The following is a 14,240-nucleotide window of genomic DNA, read 5'->3' as shown; positions in this document are numbered from 1 at the left end:
TTCACCGCCCCCGAAGGAGTATCACCCATGTCCATTGACAACAGCCTGATCGGTTCCGTCATCAACTCTCTACCCATGGACCGAATGATTGCCGGCCCCTTGCAGGCCATGGTCCAGGCGCAGGTCACCGCGAGCAAGTCGTACGCCGACTTCCTCATGAATGTCTGCATCCAGGATGGCAAGGCAGTCGCCATCCAGTTCGACTACGACGAGACCATCGTCGGTGAGGATGGCGAATACAAAGGTATCGTCGCCAAGAGCATGAAGGTGCCACTGCTGGCGGCCATCACCCACCCGAACATTGCCATCGACGAAGGCAAGATCGAGTTCGAGATGACCATCAACCAGATGGCCGAGGACCGATCCTCCAAGGAGGCGGAAGGCAGCATGGAGGCCTCGCTCGGCTGGGGACCTTTCAAGCTGAATGTGAAAGGCAGTGTAAGCCACAAGTCGGAACAGACCCGCAAGACCGATACCCGCGCGCGCTACGCCTTCAACACTACCGTGCGCCGTCAGCAACCACCGGAAGCCCTCATGCGCGTGATGGATTTCCTCACCGATGCCGCAACCAAACCTACCGTGCTCGCCAGCTCAGAGCTACGCAGTACCGACAGCATCTCCAGCGAAGACACTCTGGCCGGAGCTGAGAAACCCGCTGCAACGTCTTGAGACGCAATGCCCTACCTCGCCCACACCTGCCGCAGGTCCCCTCCGGGGCACCTGCGGCCTGCGCACTGGAGGCCCTTGATTGGATCAGCCCTGCGAACACGCTCAACCGACTCCCATGACATCCACCGACCTGCGCGACATCACGCGCGGGCTCCAGGAAGCCGCCGCGGCAACCAATACCCTGATTGCCCAGCAGTACCTCAGACTTTTCGATCAATTCTTCGATGTGGACGCCGAGCAGCCCGGCATGCCGATGCGCGCCAAGATGGTAGAAGTGGCGATGGACGATACGCACACCTTGCGCATCCCGCTGATTGCCCTGGTGTCCACCAAGGGCCTGGCCCTGGAGCGCATGCAGGTCGACCTGTCGGTTCACGTGAAGAACGCTCAGGCCCGACAGGATTTGCTGCAGCAGGCCAACGACACCACCTCGTGCTCGCACTTCAAGGTCACCGTCGGCGCCCAAACGCGCCGTGGCGAAGGACGCGACCCCGACGAAGTACAGATCCGCATGCAGTTCCAGGCCTGCGAGCCGCCCGAGGCGATCAACCGGCTGATCGAGGAGTACACCAACCTGATCCTGCCTGTGCGCACACCGCCCACACCCGCCCCGGCGCAAGGCGCAGACGGCAACGAGTTCATCGAAGCCGCCACTGTCCGCCGATCAGATCAGAAGTCGCGTTTGTAGAAGATGTCCAGCGAGCTCGCCAGCCCGCTGGCGGCCTCCAGATAGACCTTCTTGCTCAGTTTGTAGCGCAAGGCAATGGTGTTGGCTGGCTCGAACACACCGACCCCGTAACGCAGGCTGAGGCGTTCGGTCAGGTTGCCGCTGGCCACCACGTTGGTCTTGTTGCCCGAACCTTCGGTGTCGAGCTGGAAATCATCGATTCCCAGGCTCGAGGCCAGGCTCCCGGTAATCCCGGCGCTACCGGCGAGGCCCAGGCCCAAGGCCGCTTCAGCCAGCATGTTGTTATCCTCGCCCGAGTTGCCCAGGGGACGTCCCAGCACGAGATACGACAACGCCTGCTCCTGGCTCATGGCCGGCTCCGAGAACACTTGGGTAGTCGGCTGCTCGGCACTGCCGCTCAGGCGGATGCCAGCAATCACGTCATCGACCTTGCGGATCGCTTCGATATCCAGGTATGGCTGATCGAGGGGGCCTGCGAACAACAGGCGCGCACGACGGATGGTCAGGCGCTGGCCATAGGCTCGATAGCGACCGTCAGCCAGGCTCAATTCACCACGGGTGTCCAGGTTGTCACCTATGTGCACATGACCCAGCAGGTTGGCGGTCAGGCCAAAGCCGCTGAAGGACAACTTGTCACGACCGACTTCGACATCGATGTCCATCGCGACCGCCATCGGCGGCGTACCCTCTTCGGTCTGGTGGCCGACAATCACCGTGTCGTCGGAGACCTTCACCGTCGAAGGCGGCAGCTCGCGCACGGTGATCTTGCCCTTGGGTACCTGAACTTTGCCCGTCACTGCCAGCTTGTCGCCGGACAGGCGGATATTGAGATCCGGCTCCACCTCCAGCGCGGCATAGGGCTCGACGTTCACTGGAAGCTGCTGGCCCTGCAAACGCAAGTCGACAGCCAGCGCCTGCCCCCAAGCCAGTTCGCCGGCCAATTGCCCGCGACCGGCCTCGCCACTTCGCCAGTCACCGCTGATCCGGATCTGCTCCCCGGCGACGAGCGCCCGCAACGACAAGTCTTCCAGGGTGACCGGCAACTCGGCGCCACTGACATGCCCACCGCTAAGCGTCAGGTTGCCGTTGACCTGGGGCGCCAGCAAGGTACCCGACAAACGCCCGTCGCCGTTGAGTTGCCCGGCCAGGCGCTCGACCATCGGCACGAAAGGCCGGGCGATCGACAGGTCCAGCCCGGAAAGGCGAAACTCACCGGAAAGCGGTTTGTCCCGGCCCAGGGGATCGATGCGTGTCGACAGGTTCAACTCACCCAACCGGTCGCCACGAAATGCCAGGGATGTGTCTACCCGGCGCGGTGCCAACGTGCTGTCCAGGCGTAGCGTCTGATAGGGGAAGTCGATCCAGCGCCCGTTATCGCGGACCCGCAGCGTGCCGCCGCTGGCATCGATGCGCACCGTGCCTTTGGGGCCGCTGGCCGGCATATCCAGGTTGATGTCGGCATTGAGCATGCCTTGCCAGGCAAAATCCTTCGGCAGCCATTGGGCCAGACTGTCGATGGGGAACTGCTTGAGGTGGTAGCGCAAACGTGGGTCCGGCGCCAGACGCTGATCCTCGCCACACAGGCTGGCAGCGCCGGAGCGCCAGCAATGTGCACCGAAGTCGAGCTGGCCGTTGGCCAGGCGCTGCAGGCGGGCGGGGGCTTGCAATTGCCAGTCCTGACCGCCCGCCTGGATGCGCCCACTGGCCAGGCGGCCACGCCAATCACCCTTGCCGAGCGTGCCGTCCAATGCAAGGTCGAGCTTGAGCTGGGGGCCATTCAGCGCCAGTGTCAGCGCCTGCTGACGGATATCACCTTTGCCCGTGGCATCAAGATTGCCCAAGGCCGTTTCGCCCAGGCGGATATTGCCGGCCTTGAGGGTGATCAGTCCACGCTGGGCGCTGTCCAGGCGTGCGTCGAGATCCAGGCGCTGTATGCGGTTGTCGGCCTGGGCCAGCTGTTGCCCCTGAAGACTCAGGACACTCTGCGGAGCAGCCAGCGTGCCAGCCAGATCGAGGCGACCTTTGACCTGCCCCTGCAAGCGCGGCCAGAGCTGGCCAAGGCGCGGCAGGTCGAGATCGAGGCGACCGGCAAGGCGTTGCTGCAGGCTGCCACTGCCATTGATCCGGTTGTCACCCAACTGGATCGCCAGTGCACCGAGCGTCCAGTCCTCACCTGCACCCTTGGCATCCGCCTTGAGCACCGCCGGCTGACCACGCAGGCGCCCTTTGAGGTCGAGTTGGGCATCGAGCTGCAGACGCTCGTTCTTCAATTCGCCCTTGCTGCGCAGCGGACCTGCCAGGGTGCCCGGCAGCTCCGCCAGCCAATAGGCGGGGTCGAGCGCCGACAGTTGCAGATCGACATCCCAGGTAATCGCGTCGGCAAAGCCCAGCGCCACGGCACCCGATGCCCTGCCCTGCCCGGCAACCAGTGCCAACTGTGGCAGGCGCACCTGGGTCAGGTCACCATCGAACGGGCTGGCCAGGCTGAACGCACCGGCCGGGCCATCGAGGTCTCCTTTGAAATCACCGGTGTAGGTACCGTCGCGATAGTGCACCTGGGCGTTGAAGCGTTTGAGCGTGACTTGCGGTGCTTCGTCCATCGGGTACAGACGCAGCCAGGGAAAATCGAGCCAGTCGATCCGGGCATCGGCCGTCAGCCCTTGCTGCCAGTCGGCACTGGCCTGCAACGTGAGGCGCTGGGTCTCACTGGCGCTGAGGTCCAGTGTCTCGAGTCGGGCACCCTTGGCATCGACCTTGCCGCTCAGGGCCAGGGCCACTGGCCCCTGCTCGGCCGGAAGGCTGGCCGTACCCTTGAGCAGGTATCCCTTGAGCAGGTCACCCTTGGCCTGAAGGTTGAGCTGGTTCAGTTGCAGCGGGTCGGGTAACGAGGCAGAGGGTCGGAACGTTTCGGCGCGGATCTGCAGTGTCGCGGGCAGGTGATCGGCCAGCGCTTGCAGCTCACCCTCGAGCTTCGCCTCAAGATAACCCGTGCTGGTGCCCTCGAGGGCCAAGGTCTTCTGCAGGTCGCCCTTGACGTTCAGCACCAATTGCCAGGCGTGACCATCCACTGCCGGCAGTTGCAGGGTGGCATCGGCCTGAAGCGGCCAATCCCCCTGGGGCTGCAGATTGCCCTGCAGGCTAAGGTGCAGGTCGTCACGCTGCAATTGCAGGGCGTCGATACGCAGGCCTTCGGTGGTCCAGTGGGCAGCCAGTTGCAGGTCGCCGAGCAGGTCACTGCCATCCAGGCGTAACTGACCGATCTTGACCTCACCCAGCTCGATTGCGATCGGCAAACGCAGTTCGGGCAGTTGCAACGGCCCTGTGTCCGCCTGCGACTCACTCGCAGCGAACGCCATGTCGATGCGCTCGGCCTGCAACCGCTGCACGCACAGCGTGGCACGCAACAGGCACGACGGTGACCATTGCAGTTGCGGCGCCTGCAGCTCGACCCGGCTGCCATCCTCGGCCCAGACCACACGGGCGGCCTGCCATTGGCCTCCCAGATGGCCCTGGAAGTCCTCGACCTCAAGCCCCGGCACCCGGCTCAGGGCCCAGCGGCTGCCCGCTTGCGTTCCCAGTACCAGCGCTGCGCAAAGCCCCACCAGCACCAGCAAGCCCAATACGATCGACAACACAGGTTTGAGCAGGCGCATCACAGTTCAGGCCCCATGGAGAAATGCAGCCGGATACCACCGTCGTCGTCCAGCGCGCGCGCCAGGTCCAGACGCAGCGGCCCGACTGGCGAGACCCAGCGCACGCCGATGCCGACCCCGGTCTTGAGGCTGGGCAGTTCCAGCGAATTGAACGAGTTGCCCTGGTCGATGAAGGTCGCCACGCGCCATTTCTCCGTGAGCGAATACTGGTACTCTGCACTGCCGGCCACCAGGTAGCGGCCACCGATACGGTCGCCCTTGTTGTTCTTCGGCGACAGCGTCTGGTAGTCATAGCCCCTGACGCTCTGGTCGCCACCGGCGAAGAAGCGTAGTGAGGGCGGGACGTTCTGCTGGTAGCCGTTGGTAGCGCTGCCACCGAACTGCACGCGCCCGAGGAAGCGATGGTTCTGCCCCAGGGTGGTGAGGCCCTTGAGCAGGACATTGCCATGCACCAGGTTGGTGTCGGAGCCCAGCCCTTCCTTGGCCGCCTGCAGGTCGAACTGCAGGCGATAGCCATTGTGCGGGTCGATGCGGTTGTCACTGCGCAAATAGGAAAAGCTCACCCCAGGCATCAGCAGGTTGCTCAGCCCGGAATCGTCGCCCAGGCGATACTCCTCGCGCTGGTACTTCAGCGAGATCACCCGCTGCCAGCCGCTGGGCAGCTTGCTGTGCCATTCGGGGCCGACGGTCAGCAACTTGCTGAGGGTGTCGGTGCCGGCGATCTCTTCGTTCTGGTAACCACCGGCAAAGCGCAGCTTGTCGGTCAGTGGAGGGTCCAGCGGGATGTCATACCACAGGCCGACGTTCTGCCGGGGCGCCGAGAGCTCGGTCTCCCAGCCATAACTGTGGCCTTGGGGATTGACCCAGTGCCGTGTCCAGTTGGCCTTGCCCCGTGGCCCCACGTCGGTCGCGAACCCCAGGCCAAGCCCTAGCGTTCGCGGTTTGCGGGTATCCAGGCGCACGTCCACCGGCACCACGTCATCGACCGCCGCCGTCGGCGCCGCATCGACACGTACTCCTTCGAAATAGCCACTGGACTGCAGGTCGTTATTGAGTTCGGCCACCAGTTCTGAATCGTAGGGTGTTCCCGGCTTGAAGCCGACCATGCGTTGCAGCAGGTCGTCGTCCAGCGGTGCGTCGCCGCCGAAGGTCACCTTGCCCAGGCGATAACGCGGGCCACTCTGGTACACCAGTTCGATATCCGCAACGCCTGCTTGCGGGTCTACCGCAAGGCGCTGACGGGAAAAGCGCCCGTCGAAGAAGCCATAGCGCGAAGCCTGGTTCTGGATCAGCCGCTTGGCGTCCTCGTAGACACCATGATTGAGCTGCTCGCCCGGGCGCAATGCCTTGCTGTCCGGAATGCGAAAGGCCTTCATCTCGCTCGCCGGACCTTCGATGCGCACGGTCACATTGCGCAGGCGCACCGGCTCGCCCGGGTCGACCCGAATGATCAGTTGTACGGGTTGATCGGCCTTGCTCGGCGGCTTGACCTCGGTATCGATCTGCGCCTGGTAGTAGCCCAGCGCCTGGGCCGCCTTGCGCGCCTGCTCCTCAGCCCCGCGGCTGAACCGCAGCAAGGCCTCCTCGTCGCGATCGCCCAGGCTGCCGATGTAGCCTTCGATATTGGCCTGCAACGTCTTGTTGGACGGTTTGACCCGTACCAACAGTTCGCTCTGGCCCCATGCTGTGCAGCTGGCGGCGAGCAACAGCACGCCCCAACCAAGTCTTCCTGAATACGTCATGCGGGGCATGCTACCAGAGCGAAGCGGCAGCGTAAGCCGCAGGAGGTTGCGATCAAGCAATTGGCGGGTTGGAGGACAGCGGATTCGGATGAAAGAACACTCTCTCTCGGATTGGCCCGACCGCGACCTCACCAATCTCCTGATAGCCCTGGCGCTCGTAGAAGGCCAGGTAATGGGCATTGCCGGTGTCGAGGATCACGCCTTGGGTATCGGGATCGTCGGCGCACCAGTCGTGCACCGCCTGTAACAATTGCTCACCATAGTGTTGTCCCTGAAACTGCGGGTGCACCCCCAGCAGAGGCAGCACATGGACTTGCTGACTGGGCAGGCACGCCGCCAGTGCCGCTTGATACTCGAGGTATCGACGGGTGCAGCGCCGGCCTGTTCCCAGCAGCATGCGCAGGCGCCAGGCCCAACTGTCGGCCACGCCAAGGCGACGTTGCGGCGGCACGATCAGCGCGGCACCGACCAGGCGGTCGTCGACCAGCACACCGATTGCCGGCAACTGCAGGTAGAAGTGCTGACGCACCCATTCGCGCACCATTACCCGCAGGCGCCGCTCATAACCCCGTCGCTGTGCATCGAACAGATAGGCGAAGGTCGGCTCGTGGCGATAGGCATGGTAGAGCAGCGAACGCACTTCGCGGCTGTAGCCATCGTCGAGCAGGCTGATGTGCGCCGGGGCGTCGGACATTGCGATGATCCTCCTGGAATGTACGTAACAGAGCCTTGGAGGCGTCGTGTCGCACATCGTTCCCCCTCCAGCACGTTAGCAGCGCCCCGGCGACGCTGCCACGCTGGTGATGACGGCCGATGTCGGCTAGCATCCGAGGCTTTTACCAGGATCGTCTTTCCATGAAGATCGTCTCGTTCAACATCAATGGCCTGCGCGCCCGCCCGCACCAGCTGGCTGCGCTGATCGAGAAGCACCAGCCAGACGTCATCGGCCTGCAAGAAACCAAGGTCAGTGACGATCAGTTCCCGCTGGCCGAAGTACAGGCATTGGGCTATCACGTGCATTTCCATGGCCAGAAGGGCCACTACGGGGTTGCTCTGCTCTCGCGCCAGGCGCCATTGTCGCTGGTCAAGGGCTTCAGCACCGATGAAGAGGACGCCCAACGCCGCTTCATCTGGGGCACCTTCGCCGATGCCGACGGCACCCCGATCACCATCATGAACGGCTACTTCCCCCAGGGCGAAAGCCGCGACCACCCCACCAAGTTCCCGGCCAAGCAACGCTTCTACAGCGACCTGCAGACCCTGCTCGAAGGTCAGTTCCGCAATGACCAGCCATTGGTGGTGATGGGCGATGTGAACATCTCGCCCCAGGACTGCGACATCGGCATCGGTGCCGATAACGCCAAGCGCTGGCTCAAGACCGGCAAATGCAGCTTCCTGCCCGAAGAACGTGAATGGATGGAACGCCTCAAAGGCTGGGGCCTGGTGGACAGCTTCCGTCACCTGCACCCGGAGGTAGCGGACCGCTTCAGCTGGTTCGACTACCGCAGCCGCGGTTTCGAGGACGAACCCAAGCGTGGCCTGCGCATCGACCTGATCATGGCCTCGCAGGCACTGCTTCCACGCCTGAAGGCGGCGGGCGTCGACTACGAACTGCGGGCGATGGAGAAGCCCTCGGACCACGCCCCCATCTGGCTGGAACTGGCCTGACGGCGCAGGCCACCGGACTCAACCGCGCAGGAACGCCTCGACCGCCTGCGCGGCGCTCACCGGGTCTTCCTGCATGAAGCAATGACCACCCGCCACCTGTCGCTCGCTGACATTGGCATTGAGCGCCACCAGGCGCCGCACCGAATGCGGCACGAATGGGTAGGTGGTTTCACCATGCAGGATCAGCGTCGGCGTGGTGATGCGCTGCAGACTGGGCCACATGCGCGCCGGGAAGGTGCTGAAAATCTCCACCTCACGGCCGGGTCGGCACTTGAGCACCACGCCTTCGCCGCAATCGCCGATGGCATGCCCGATATACGCGTGCAGCGCCGCGTCGCTCCAGCCCTTGAAGATCCCCCGCCCCTGCAGCGACGCCAGCGCCGCCTCACGGTCCGGCCAATGGCTGCGCCGGGTTGCGGCCTTGCGCGCCAGGGCATGACGCCGGTGCAGGCCCACCAGTGCCGCCGCGCCCATCACCCCGATCATGCGTCGGCTGAACAACACCGGATCGAGCAGTACTGCACGCTCGAACAACCCAGGCCTGCTGGCGAGGATCAGCCCGGTCAGCACCCCACCAAAACTGTGTCCGAGCGCATGGCGCGGCACATCGCCAAACACCTGGTGTCCCGCCTCGAATGCTTCCAGGACCAACTCCGCAGTGCGGTTCCAGCCACGAAAGGCGCCGCCGTGATCGCTGTCGCCGTGCCCCTGGACGTCGCACAACCACAGGTCGAAGTGCTCCCCCAGGCGCATCAGCATGGGCTCGTATGCCAGGCAGCAGAAACCGTTGCCGTGCAGAAAATGCAGCAACGGTTTGCCGCTCGGCTCGGAATGCCAACCCCGTAGCGTGAAACCTTCCGAGCAATCATGGGACCAGGGAATCAGCTGCATCGTGTACCGCACTCATCGAACTAGGAAAACGACGATTCTACAAACAGCAGCGGATACAACGAAATCACCAGCAGCAAGGCCATCAGGACATTGAACAGCATCAGCCAGCGCGGATTTTGCAGAAGGTTGCGCAAGGCGCTGCCAAACATGACCCAGATCCCCACGCTGGGCAGGTTGACCAAGGCGAACAGCGCGGCGATGACAACCACGTTGAGCACATAGCCCTGGGCCGGGGTGTAGGTGGTGATCGCACCGACCGCCATGACCCAGGCCTTCGGATTGACCCACTGGAAAGCAGCCGCTCCCCAGAAGCTCAGGGGCTTGCGCGTCCCTGCGGCATCCCCGGAGATCGGCCCGGAAGTTGCGATCTTCCACGCCAGGTACAGCAGGTAAGCGGCCCCCACGTAGCGCAGGATGCTGTACAGCGGCGGCCAGGCCTTGAACAGTTCGCCCAGCCCGAACCCCACGCCCAGCACCATCAGCATGAAGCCGATGCTGATGCCCATCGCATGGGGGATCGAACGGCGCACACCGAAGTTGACGCCGGACGCCAGCAACATGGTGTTGTTCGGCCCTGGGGTGATCGAAGAAACGAAGGCGAACAGGATGAATGCGGTGAGCAGATCGTATGAGCCGAGCATGGCAGGGACTTCCGTCAGGTACTGATTATCGTGTCCTGCCACACTAGCGGAACCCCTCTCGCACAGACCGGTACAGTTACCTTAAATTAAACCTGTACACATCACTGTACCGCCGCAGAGGGATCGAAGATCTCTTCGATACTCAACTCGAAAACCCCGGCAATGCTGAAGGCCAGCGGCAGGCTCGGATCGTAGCGACCGGTCTCGATGGCATTGACGGTCTGGCGCGAAACACCGAGCCGCTCGGCCAGTTCGGCCTGAGACCAGCCACGCCCACTTCGCAATTCACGGATGCGGTTGTTCAACGGTAACGCCTCACCCCGATGAAGGTCCCCAGCGCCCACAACGGCCCCATCAGGCTCCAGACCATGAACATCGACAAACGTGGGAAGCCTGCGGTCTCCAGAAAACCGTAGCTGAAGGTCAACAGCGCCGTCGCGACGAACGCCAGCCCCAACGCCTCCAGTTGGATGCGCCGGACCATTTCATCGAGGCTGCGCAGTTGCTGCACCACAGCCCAGGCCATACCGATCATGGCCGGCACCGGCACCAGCGCCACCAGGGTCTTGGCAATGCCTGGTGCCATGGACGCGAGGAAATGGCTGCTGACCAGCACACAGGCCATATAGGCGACGAGGAACAGGACGAATGAAATCACATGACGTTTGTGCAGCATGCCAACAGCCTCGGATGTAAAGTGTGTTTTACATTGAAGGCGAGGCCGCGCATCATGTCAAGCTTGCTTTACATCTCGGCAAGCCGGCCCAGGCCCATTACCATGGTGCCCGCCAACCACAAGGAAGCCTTCATGAGTCTGACCATCCGCCCTGCCCGTCGCGCCGACGCCGCCAAGATCCTCGACTTCATCACCGAGCTTGCCGACTACGAGCGCGCGCGCCACGAAGTGGTAGCAACCCTGGCCGATATCGAGCACAGCCTGTTCGATGAAGGCAGCACCGTGCACAGCCTGATGTGCGAGCGCGACGGCACGGCCATCGGCTTTGCCGTGTACTTCTATAGCTACTCAACCTGGCTGGGCCGCAACGGCATTTACCTCGAAGACCTGTACATCACCCCCGAACAACGCGGCGGCGGTGCTGGTCGCCAGGTACTGCGGCACATCGCGCGCGAGGCCGTAGCCAAAGGTTGCGGCCGCCTGGAATGGAGCGTACTGGACTGGAATGAACCGGCTATCGGTTTTTACCAGGCGCTGGGCGCAGAAGCGCAAGATGAATGGGTACGTTATCGCCTGGACGGCGAGCGCCTGAAGGCATTCGCACAGGGGTAAGCCGCGCCCGACCACACGACTGTGTCAAAAGTGTTACCCGGCCCCGTCCACCCAGCAAAAAATCGGGTAACACGGAAACAATTCGCGAGATTTTCAGGTCGTGAAAAATCGCAAAAAATCTCTAAGCCCTTGATTTTAATGGATATTGAAAAGTTGGCACGGCATCTGCTTTATCTCTGGCACAACAAAAATAAAAAAACGTGATACCCCAATAAAAACAACATGCACCGGCTCTGACATAACAAGAACAACACGGCAGAGGCGCAGCAAGCAGATTTTTTTGGAGTAGACACGCGTTCCAGGGGTTCGTCCCCGCGACCTGACGCAGAACAACAAAACTACCTCGAGGTAGCGACTGTCAGGATCGGATCAGCAATGATGAAGGCAGGTCAGCGCTCAAAAAAATACGTTTGCTCTTGGCCCCGGATAGGGGCCCGGTTACACCGAAACAGGCTGACAAAAACAACAACAGGCCGGTTTTCAATAATAAAAAGAACAGGCAATAACGCTTTGAGGGGAGCTTCGGCTCCCCTCAGTGCTTTGTGTTTTCCTCATTCTTCGCCTCACCACCCTCCCCCTCGACCTTCTCCACCAGCACCGGCATGCTGCTCAACACCAGCAAGGCCAGCACCGTGCTGACCAACGCCGTCGCCTCGCGCCCCATGCCCGCCGCCGTGCCGATCGCCGCCGTCATCCACAGGCCGGCTGCCGTCGTCAGCCCTTTAACGTGATTGGTGTCCTGGCCATGGCCCTTGAGAATGGTGCCCGCGCCGAGAAAACCGATCCCGGCGACGATCCCCTGTATCACCCGGCTCAGCGCCTGTGCATCGGCACCGGCCATGCTCGGTGCCAGCACGAACAGGGCTGCACCCATGGACACCAGCATGTGTGTCCGCACCCCGGCCGACTTGCCCTTGTGCTCGCGCTCGAAACCCAACACCGCGCCAAGCACCGCCGCCATCAGCAGACGCACGAGAATCCGCGTCACCTCGCCTTCATCGGTGATGTCGGTGAACTCTGCCCGTATCGCTTGCCAAACATTCTGCCACCAGGAATCCATGGGTTTCTCCACACCAGCGCGCCGTGGCCTATTGAAAGATTGACCGCTGCGTTTGCCCGGAGTGCGGCAGCATCCGCCCGGCAGAACGACGCAGCAACCCGAAGCTCGCCGTGGTCACACCCGTAACCACCTGCGGAGGGTAACGTCATGCCGGTAGAAATCGACGAAAGCAACCAACGCTGCACACTGATCGGTGACAAGCTGCGCATAGAAGGCCTGGGGCCGGAGATCGAGATCTTCACCGATGAACAACTGCGCATGTCAGTCGCCGTGCTGGCGGGTGAACGCATACCGATCACCGAAGCCGAAGCCGACGCCCTGACCGTGATCGGTGCGGTGGATAGTCGCAGACATCTCAAGAGCAGTGCTCCAGGCTCGGTAATCTGAGGCCTGCAAGGGACTTCTCGTTCATCTGATATGGTTTTTATCGCTCTACCTGAGCCTGTGCTGTAAACAGATCGGGGGCCATAGTGCCCGGGCCTGATCGAGGCCTGATGAGCGAACCACCATGAGCGAGAGAATCCCCTTCCGAATCATCCAGATCGAGCCTGCGGCCAAGACCCCCAAGCGCCACGCAGACGGGCGCATCCAGACCCGCAGCTTCACAGGCCTGTACCGCAACCTGCGGATCGGCTTCGCCGGCCTGTTGTTCGTGTTGTTCTTCGGCACGGCCTGGCTGAACTGGAACGGTCGCCAGGCCGTGCTCTGGGACCTTGCCGACAGCAAGTTCCACATCTTTGCCGCGACCTTCTGGCCACAGGATTTCATCCTGCTGTCGGCACTGCTGATCATCTGCGCGTTCGGCCTGTTCGCCATCACCGTCTTCGCCGGGCGGGTGTGGTGCGGCTACAGCTGCCCGCAGAGCGTCTGGACCTGGCTTTTCATGTGGTGCGAGAAGGTCACCGAAGGCGACCGCAACCAGCGCATCCGCCTGGCCGCCGCGCCCTGGAGCCTCGGCAAGTTCGCCCGCCGCAGCCTCAAGCATGGGTTGTGGCTGGCCATCGGGGTGATCACTGGCCTCACCTTCGTCGGTTACTTCACCCCCATCCGCCCGCTGGCCCAAGAGCTGCTGACCCTTCAGCTGGGCGGCGCAGCGCTGTTCTGGGTGGTCTTTTTCACTGCCGCCACCTACCTGAACGCCGGCTGGCTGCGTGAAGCCGTGTGCATGCACATGTGCCCCTATGCGCGCTTTCAGAGCGTGATGTTCGACAAGGACACCCTGGCCGTGGCCTACGATCCAGGTCGCGGTGAAAGCCGCGGCCCCCGCAAGAAAGGCAGCGACCGTCAGGCACAGCATCTGGGCGACTGCATCGACTGCACCCTGTGCGTGCAGGTCTGCCCCACCGGCATCGACATCCGCGACGGCCTGCAGATGGCCTGTATCGGTTGCGCTGCGTGCATCGACGCCTGCGACGGGGTCATGGACAAGATGGGCTACCCCCGCGGCCTGATCGGCTACAAGTCCGAACACAACCTCCAAGGCGGCCGCACCCACTGGCTGAGACCACGCCTGCTGGGTTACGCCACGGCCCTGCTGGTCATGATCGGTGCCCTGGTGATGGCCTTGCAGATGCGCCCGATGGTGTCGCTGGACGTCATCAAGGACCGCGGCCTGTTCCGTGAGAATGCCCAGGGCCAGATCGAGAATATCTACCTGCTCAAGATCATCAACAAGACCCAGCATCCCCAGCACTATCGACTACGTCTGGTCGACGCCGAAGGCTTCGTGCTGCACGGCAAGCAAGCGATATCCATTCCAGCCGGAGAAATGAGCGAACTGCCGGTATCGGTGGCGATGCTCGCCGACCGCCCAACGAGCAGTTCGGTAGACCTCACGTTCGAGGTACAGGACAACGACCAGCCGCAGGTGCACAGCCGTGCACGCAGCCGTTTCGTTGCGCCGCTCAACCGCTGATCCCTTACACTGCCTTGAACCTTGC

General features: G+C 62.8%; 14 protein-coding genes. 6 read left to right on the top strand and 8 right to left on the bottom strand.

The features are described 5' to 3' along the window. The first annotated feature begins 27 nt into the window (after nt 1–27). Both VA602_RS18835 and VA602_RS18830 read left to right on the top strand, forming a co-directional pair. Complete coding sequence (locus VA602_RS18835; RefSeq protein WP_323453959.1) at nt 28–669, top strand: DUF2589 domain-containing protein; 642 nt, start codon at nt 28–30, stop codon at nt 667–669. A 115-nt stretch (nt 670–784) separates the two neighbouring features. Beyond that, nucleotides 785–1,357: a DUF2589 domain-containing protein gene (locus tag VA602_RS18830; protein WP_323453958.1), complete on the top strand. Its 573-nt coding sequence runs from the start codon at nt 785–787 to the stop codon at nt 1,355–1,357. Here VA602_RS18830 and VA602_RS18825 read toward each other — a convergent pair. From VA602_RS18825 to VA602_RS18815, 3 genes are read right to left on the bottom strand one after another with little or no spacing between them, the layout of a single operon-like run. Next, nucleotides 1,339–5,010, bottom strand: a complete 3,672-nt coding sequence (locus tag VA602_RS18825; RefSeq protein WP_323453957.1) for a translocation/assembly module TamB domain-containing protein — start codon at nt 5,008–5,010, stop codon at nt 1,339–1,341. The two genes, VA602_RS18830 and VA602_RS18825, sit on opposite strands and share 19 nt — an antisense overlap. Further along, the gene (locus VA602_RS18820; protein ID WP_323453956.1) at nt 5,010–6,752 is read right to left on the bottom strand and encodes an autotransporter assembly complex protein TamA; all 1,743 of its coding nucleotides are present in this window, start codon (nt 6,750–6,752) and stop codon (nt 5,010–5,012) included. Before VA602_RS18820 ends, VA602_RS18825 begins: the two co-directional genes overlap by 1 nt. Nucleotides 6,753–6,804: 52 nt before the next feature. Further along, nucleotides 6,805–7,446: a GNAT family N-acetyltransferase gene (locus VA602_RS18815; RefSeq protein ID WP_054891530.1), complete on the bottom strand. Its 642-nt coding sequence runs from the start codon at nt 7,444–7,446 to the stop codon at nt 6,805–6,807. A gap of 161 nt (nt 7,447–7,607) precedes the next feature. Between VA602_RS18815 and xthA the strand changes: the two genes are divergently transcribed. Continuing rightward, the gene (gene xthA, locus VA602_RS18810) at nt 7,608–8,420 is read left to right on the top strand and encodes an exodeoxyribonuclease III (RefSeq protein ID WP_054891531.1); all 813 of its coding nucleotides are present in this window, start codon (nt 7,608–7,610) and stop codon (nt 8,418–8,420) included. An 18-nt stretch (nt 8,421–8,438) separates the two neighbouring features. Here the strand turns inward: xthA and VA602_RS18805 are convergent, their stop codons facing one another. From VA602_RS18805 to VA602_RS18790, 4 genes are all read right to left on the bottom strand, one after another. After that, nucleotides 8,439–9,311 carry an alpha/beta fold hydrolase gene (locus VA602_RS18805; protein WP_323453955.1) on the bottom strand — a complete coding sequence of 291 codons (873 nt, stop codon included), beginning with the start codon at nt 9,309–9,311 and terminating at the stop codon, nt 8,439–8,441. Nucleotides 9,312–9,331: 20 nt separating this feature from the next. Then, nucleotides 9,332–9,952, bottom strand: a complete 621-nt coding sequence (locus VA602_RS18800; protein ID WP_323453954.1) for a LysE family translocator — start codon at nt 9,950–9,952, stop codon at nt 9,332–9,334. Nucleotides 9,953–10,053: 101 nt separating this feature from the next. Beyond that, nucleotides 10,054–10,257: a helix-turn-helix transcriptional regulator gene (locus tag VA602_RS18795; protein ID WP_054891534.1), complete on the bottom strand. Its 204-nt coding sequence runs from the start codon at nt 10,255–10,257 to the stop codon at nt 10,054–10,056. After that, the gene (locus VA602_RS18790) at nt 10,254–10,628 is read right to left on the bottom strand and encodes a hypothetical protein (RefSeq protein WP_065862587.1); all 375 of its coding nucleotides are present in this window, start codon (nt 10,626–10,628) and stop codon (nt 10,254–10,256) included. Before VA602_RS18790 ends, VA602_RS18795 begins: the two co-directional genes overlap by 4 nt. A gap of 132 nt (nt 10,629–10,760) precedes the next feature. Between VA602_RS18790 and VA602_RS18785 the strand changes: the two genes are divergently transcribed. Next, nucleotides 10,761–11,240 carry a GNAT family N-acetyltransferase gene (locus VA602_RS18785; RefSeq protein ID WP_065862946.1) on the top strand — a complete coding sequence of 160 codons (480 nt, stop codon included), beginning with the start codon at nt 10,761–10,763 and terminating at the stop codon, nt 11,238–11,240. Between the two features lie 532 nt (nt 11,241–11,772). On the opposite strand, the gene VA602_RS18780 is transcribed toward VA602_RS18785, so the two are convergent. After that, complete coding sequence (locus VA602_RS18780; RefSeq protein ID WP_054891536.1) at nt 11,773–12,300, bottom strand: MgtC/SapB family protein; 528 nt, start codon at nt 12,298–12,300, stop codon at nt 11,773–11,775. 147 nt (nt 12,301–12,447) lie between these two features. Here VA602_RS18780 and VA602_RS18775 point away from each other — a divergent pair, with 147 nt between their 5' ends. Further along, nucleotides 12,448–12,687, top strand: a complete 240-nt coding sequence (locus tag VA602_RS18775; RefSeq protein WP_054891537.1) for a DUF3203 family protein — start codon at nt 12,448–12,450, stop codon at nt 12,685–12,687. Between the two features lie 121 nt (nt 12,688–12,808). Next, a complete protein-coding gene (ccoG, locus tag VA602_RS18770; protein WP_323453953.1) occupies nt 12,809–14,215 on the top strand; it encodes a cytochrome c oxidase accessory protein CcoG in 1,407 nt (468 codons plus the stop codon). Nucleotides 14,216–14,240: the final 25 nt, after the last annotated feature.

This window comes from Pseudomonas machongensis (genome assembly GCF_034961125.1).
Lineage (GTDB): Bacteria > Pseudomonadota > Gammaproteobacteria > Pseudomonadales > Pseudomonadaceae > Aquipseudomonas > Aquipseudomonas machongensis.
This window is presented reverse-complemented; position numbering and strand designations above follow the sequence as displayed.

What these genes read in the sequence shown, in the direction of transcription:
- VA602_RS18835 (WP_323453959.1), top strand. Translation starts at nt 28, where the DNA reads ATGTCCATTGACAACAGCCTGATCGGTTCCGTCATCAACTCTCTACCC.
- VA602_RS18830 (WP_323453958.1), top strand. Translation starts at nt 785, where the DNA reads ATGACATCCACCGACCTGCGCGACATCACGCGCGGGCTCCAGGAAGCC.
- VA602_RS18825 (WP_323453957.1), bottom strand. Translation starts at nt 5,010, where the DNA reads ATGCGCCTGCTCAAACCTGTGTTGTCGATCGTATTGGGCTTGCTGGTG.
- VA602_RS18820 (WP_323453956.1), bottom strand. Translation starts at nt 6,752, where the DNA reads ATGACGTATTCAGGAAGACTTGGTTGGGGCGTGCTGTTGCTCGCCGCC.
- VA602_RS18815 (WP_054891530.1), bottom strand. Translation starts at nt 7,446, where the DNA reads ATGTCCGACGCCCCGGCGCACATCAGCCTGCTCGACGATGGCTACAGC.
- xthA (WP_054891531.1), top strand. Translation starts at nt 7,608, where the DNA reads ATGAAGATCGTCTCGTTCAACATCAATGGCCTGCGCGCCCGCCCGCAC.
- VA602_RS18805 (WP_323453955.1), bottom strand. Translation starts at nt 9,311, where the DNA reads ATGCAGCTGATTCCCTGGTCCCATGATTGCTCGGAAGGTTTCACGCTA.
- VA602_RS18800 (WP_323453954.1), bottom strand. Translation starts at nt 9,952, where the DNA reads ATGCTCGGCTCATACGATCTGCTCACCGCATTCATCCTGTTCGCCTTC.
- VA602_RS18790 (WP_065862587.1), bottom strand. Translation starts at nt 10,628, where the DNA reads ATGCTGCACAAACGTCATGTGATTTCATTCGTCCTGTTCCTCGTCGCC.
- VA602_RS18785 (WP_065862946.1), top strand. Translation starts at nt 10,761, where the DNA reads ATGAGTCTGACCATCCGCCCTGCCCGTCGCGCCGACGCCGCCAAGATC.
- VA602_RS18780 (WP_054891536.1), bottom strand. Translation starts at nt 12,300, where the DNA reads ATGGATTCCTGGTGGCAGAATGTTTGGCAAGCGATACGGGCAGAGTTC.
- VA602_RS18775 (WP_054891537.1), top strand. Translation starts at nt 12,448, where the DNA reads ATGCCGGTAGAAATCGACGAAAGCAACCAACGCTGCACACTGATCGGT.
- ccoG (WP_323453953.1), top strand. Translation starts at nt 12,809, where the DNA reads ATGAGCGAGAGAATCCCCTTCCGAATCATCCAGATCGAGCCTGCGGCC.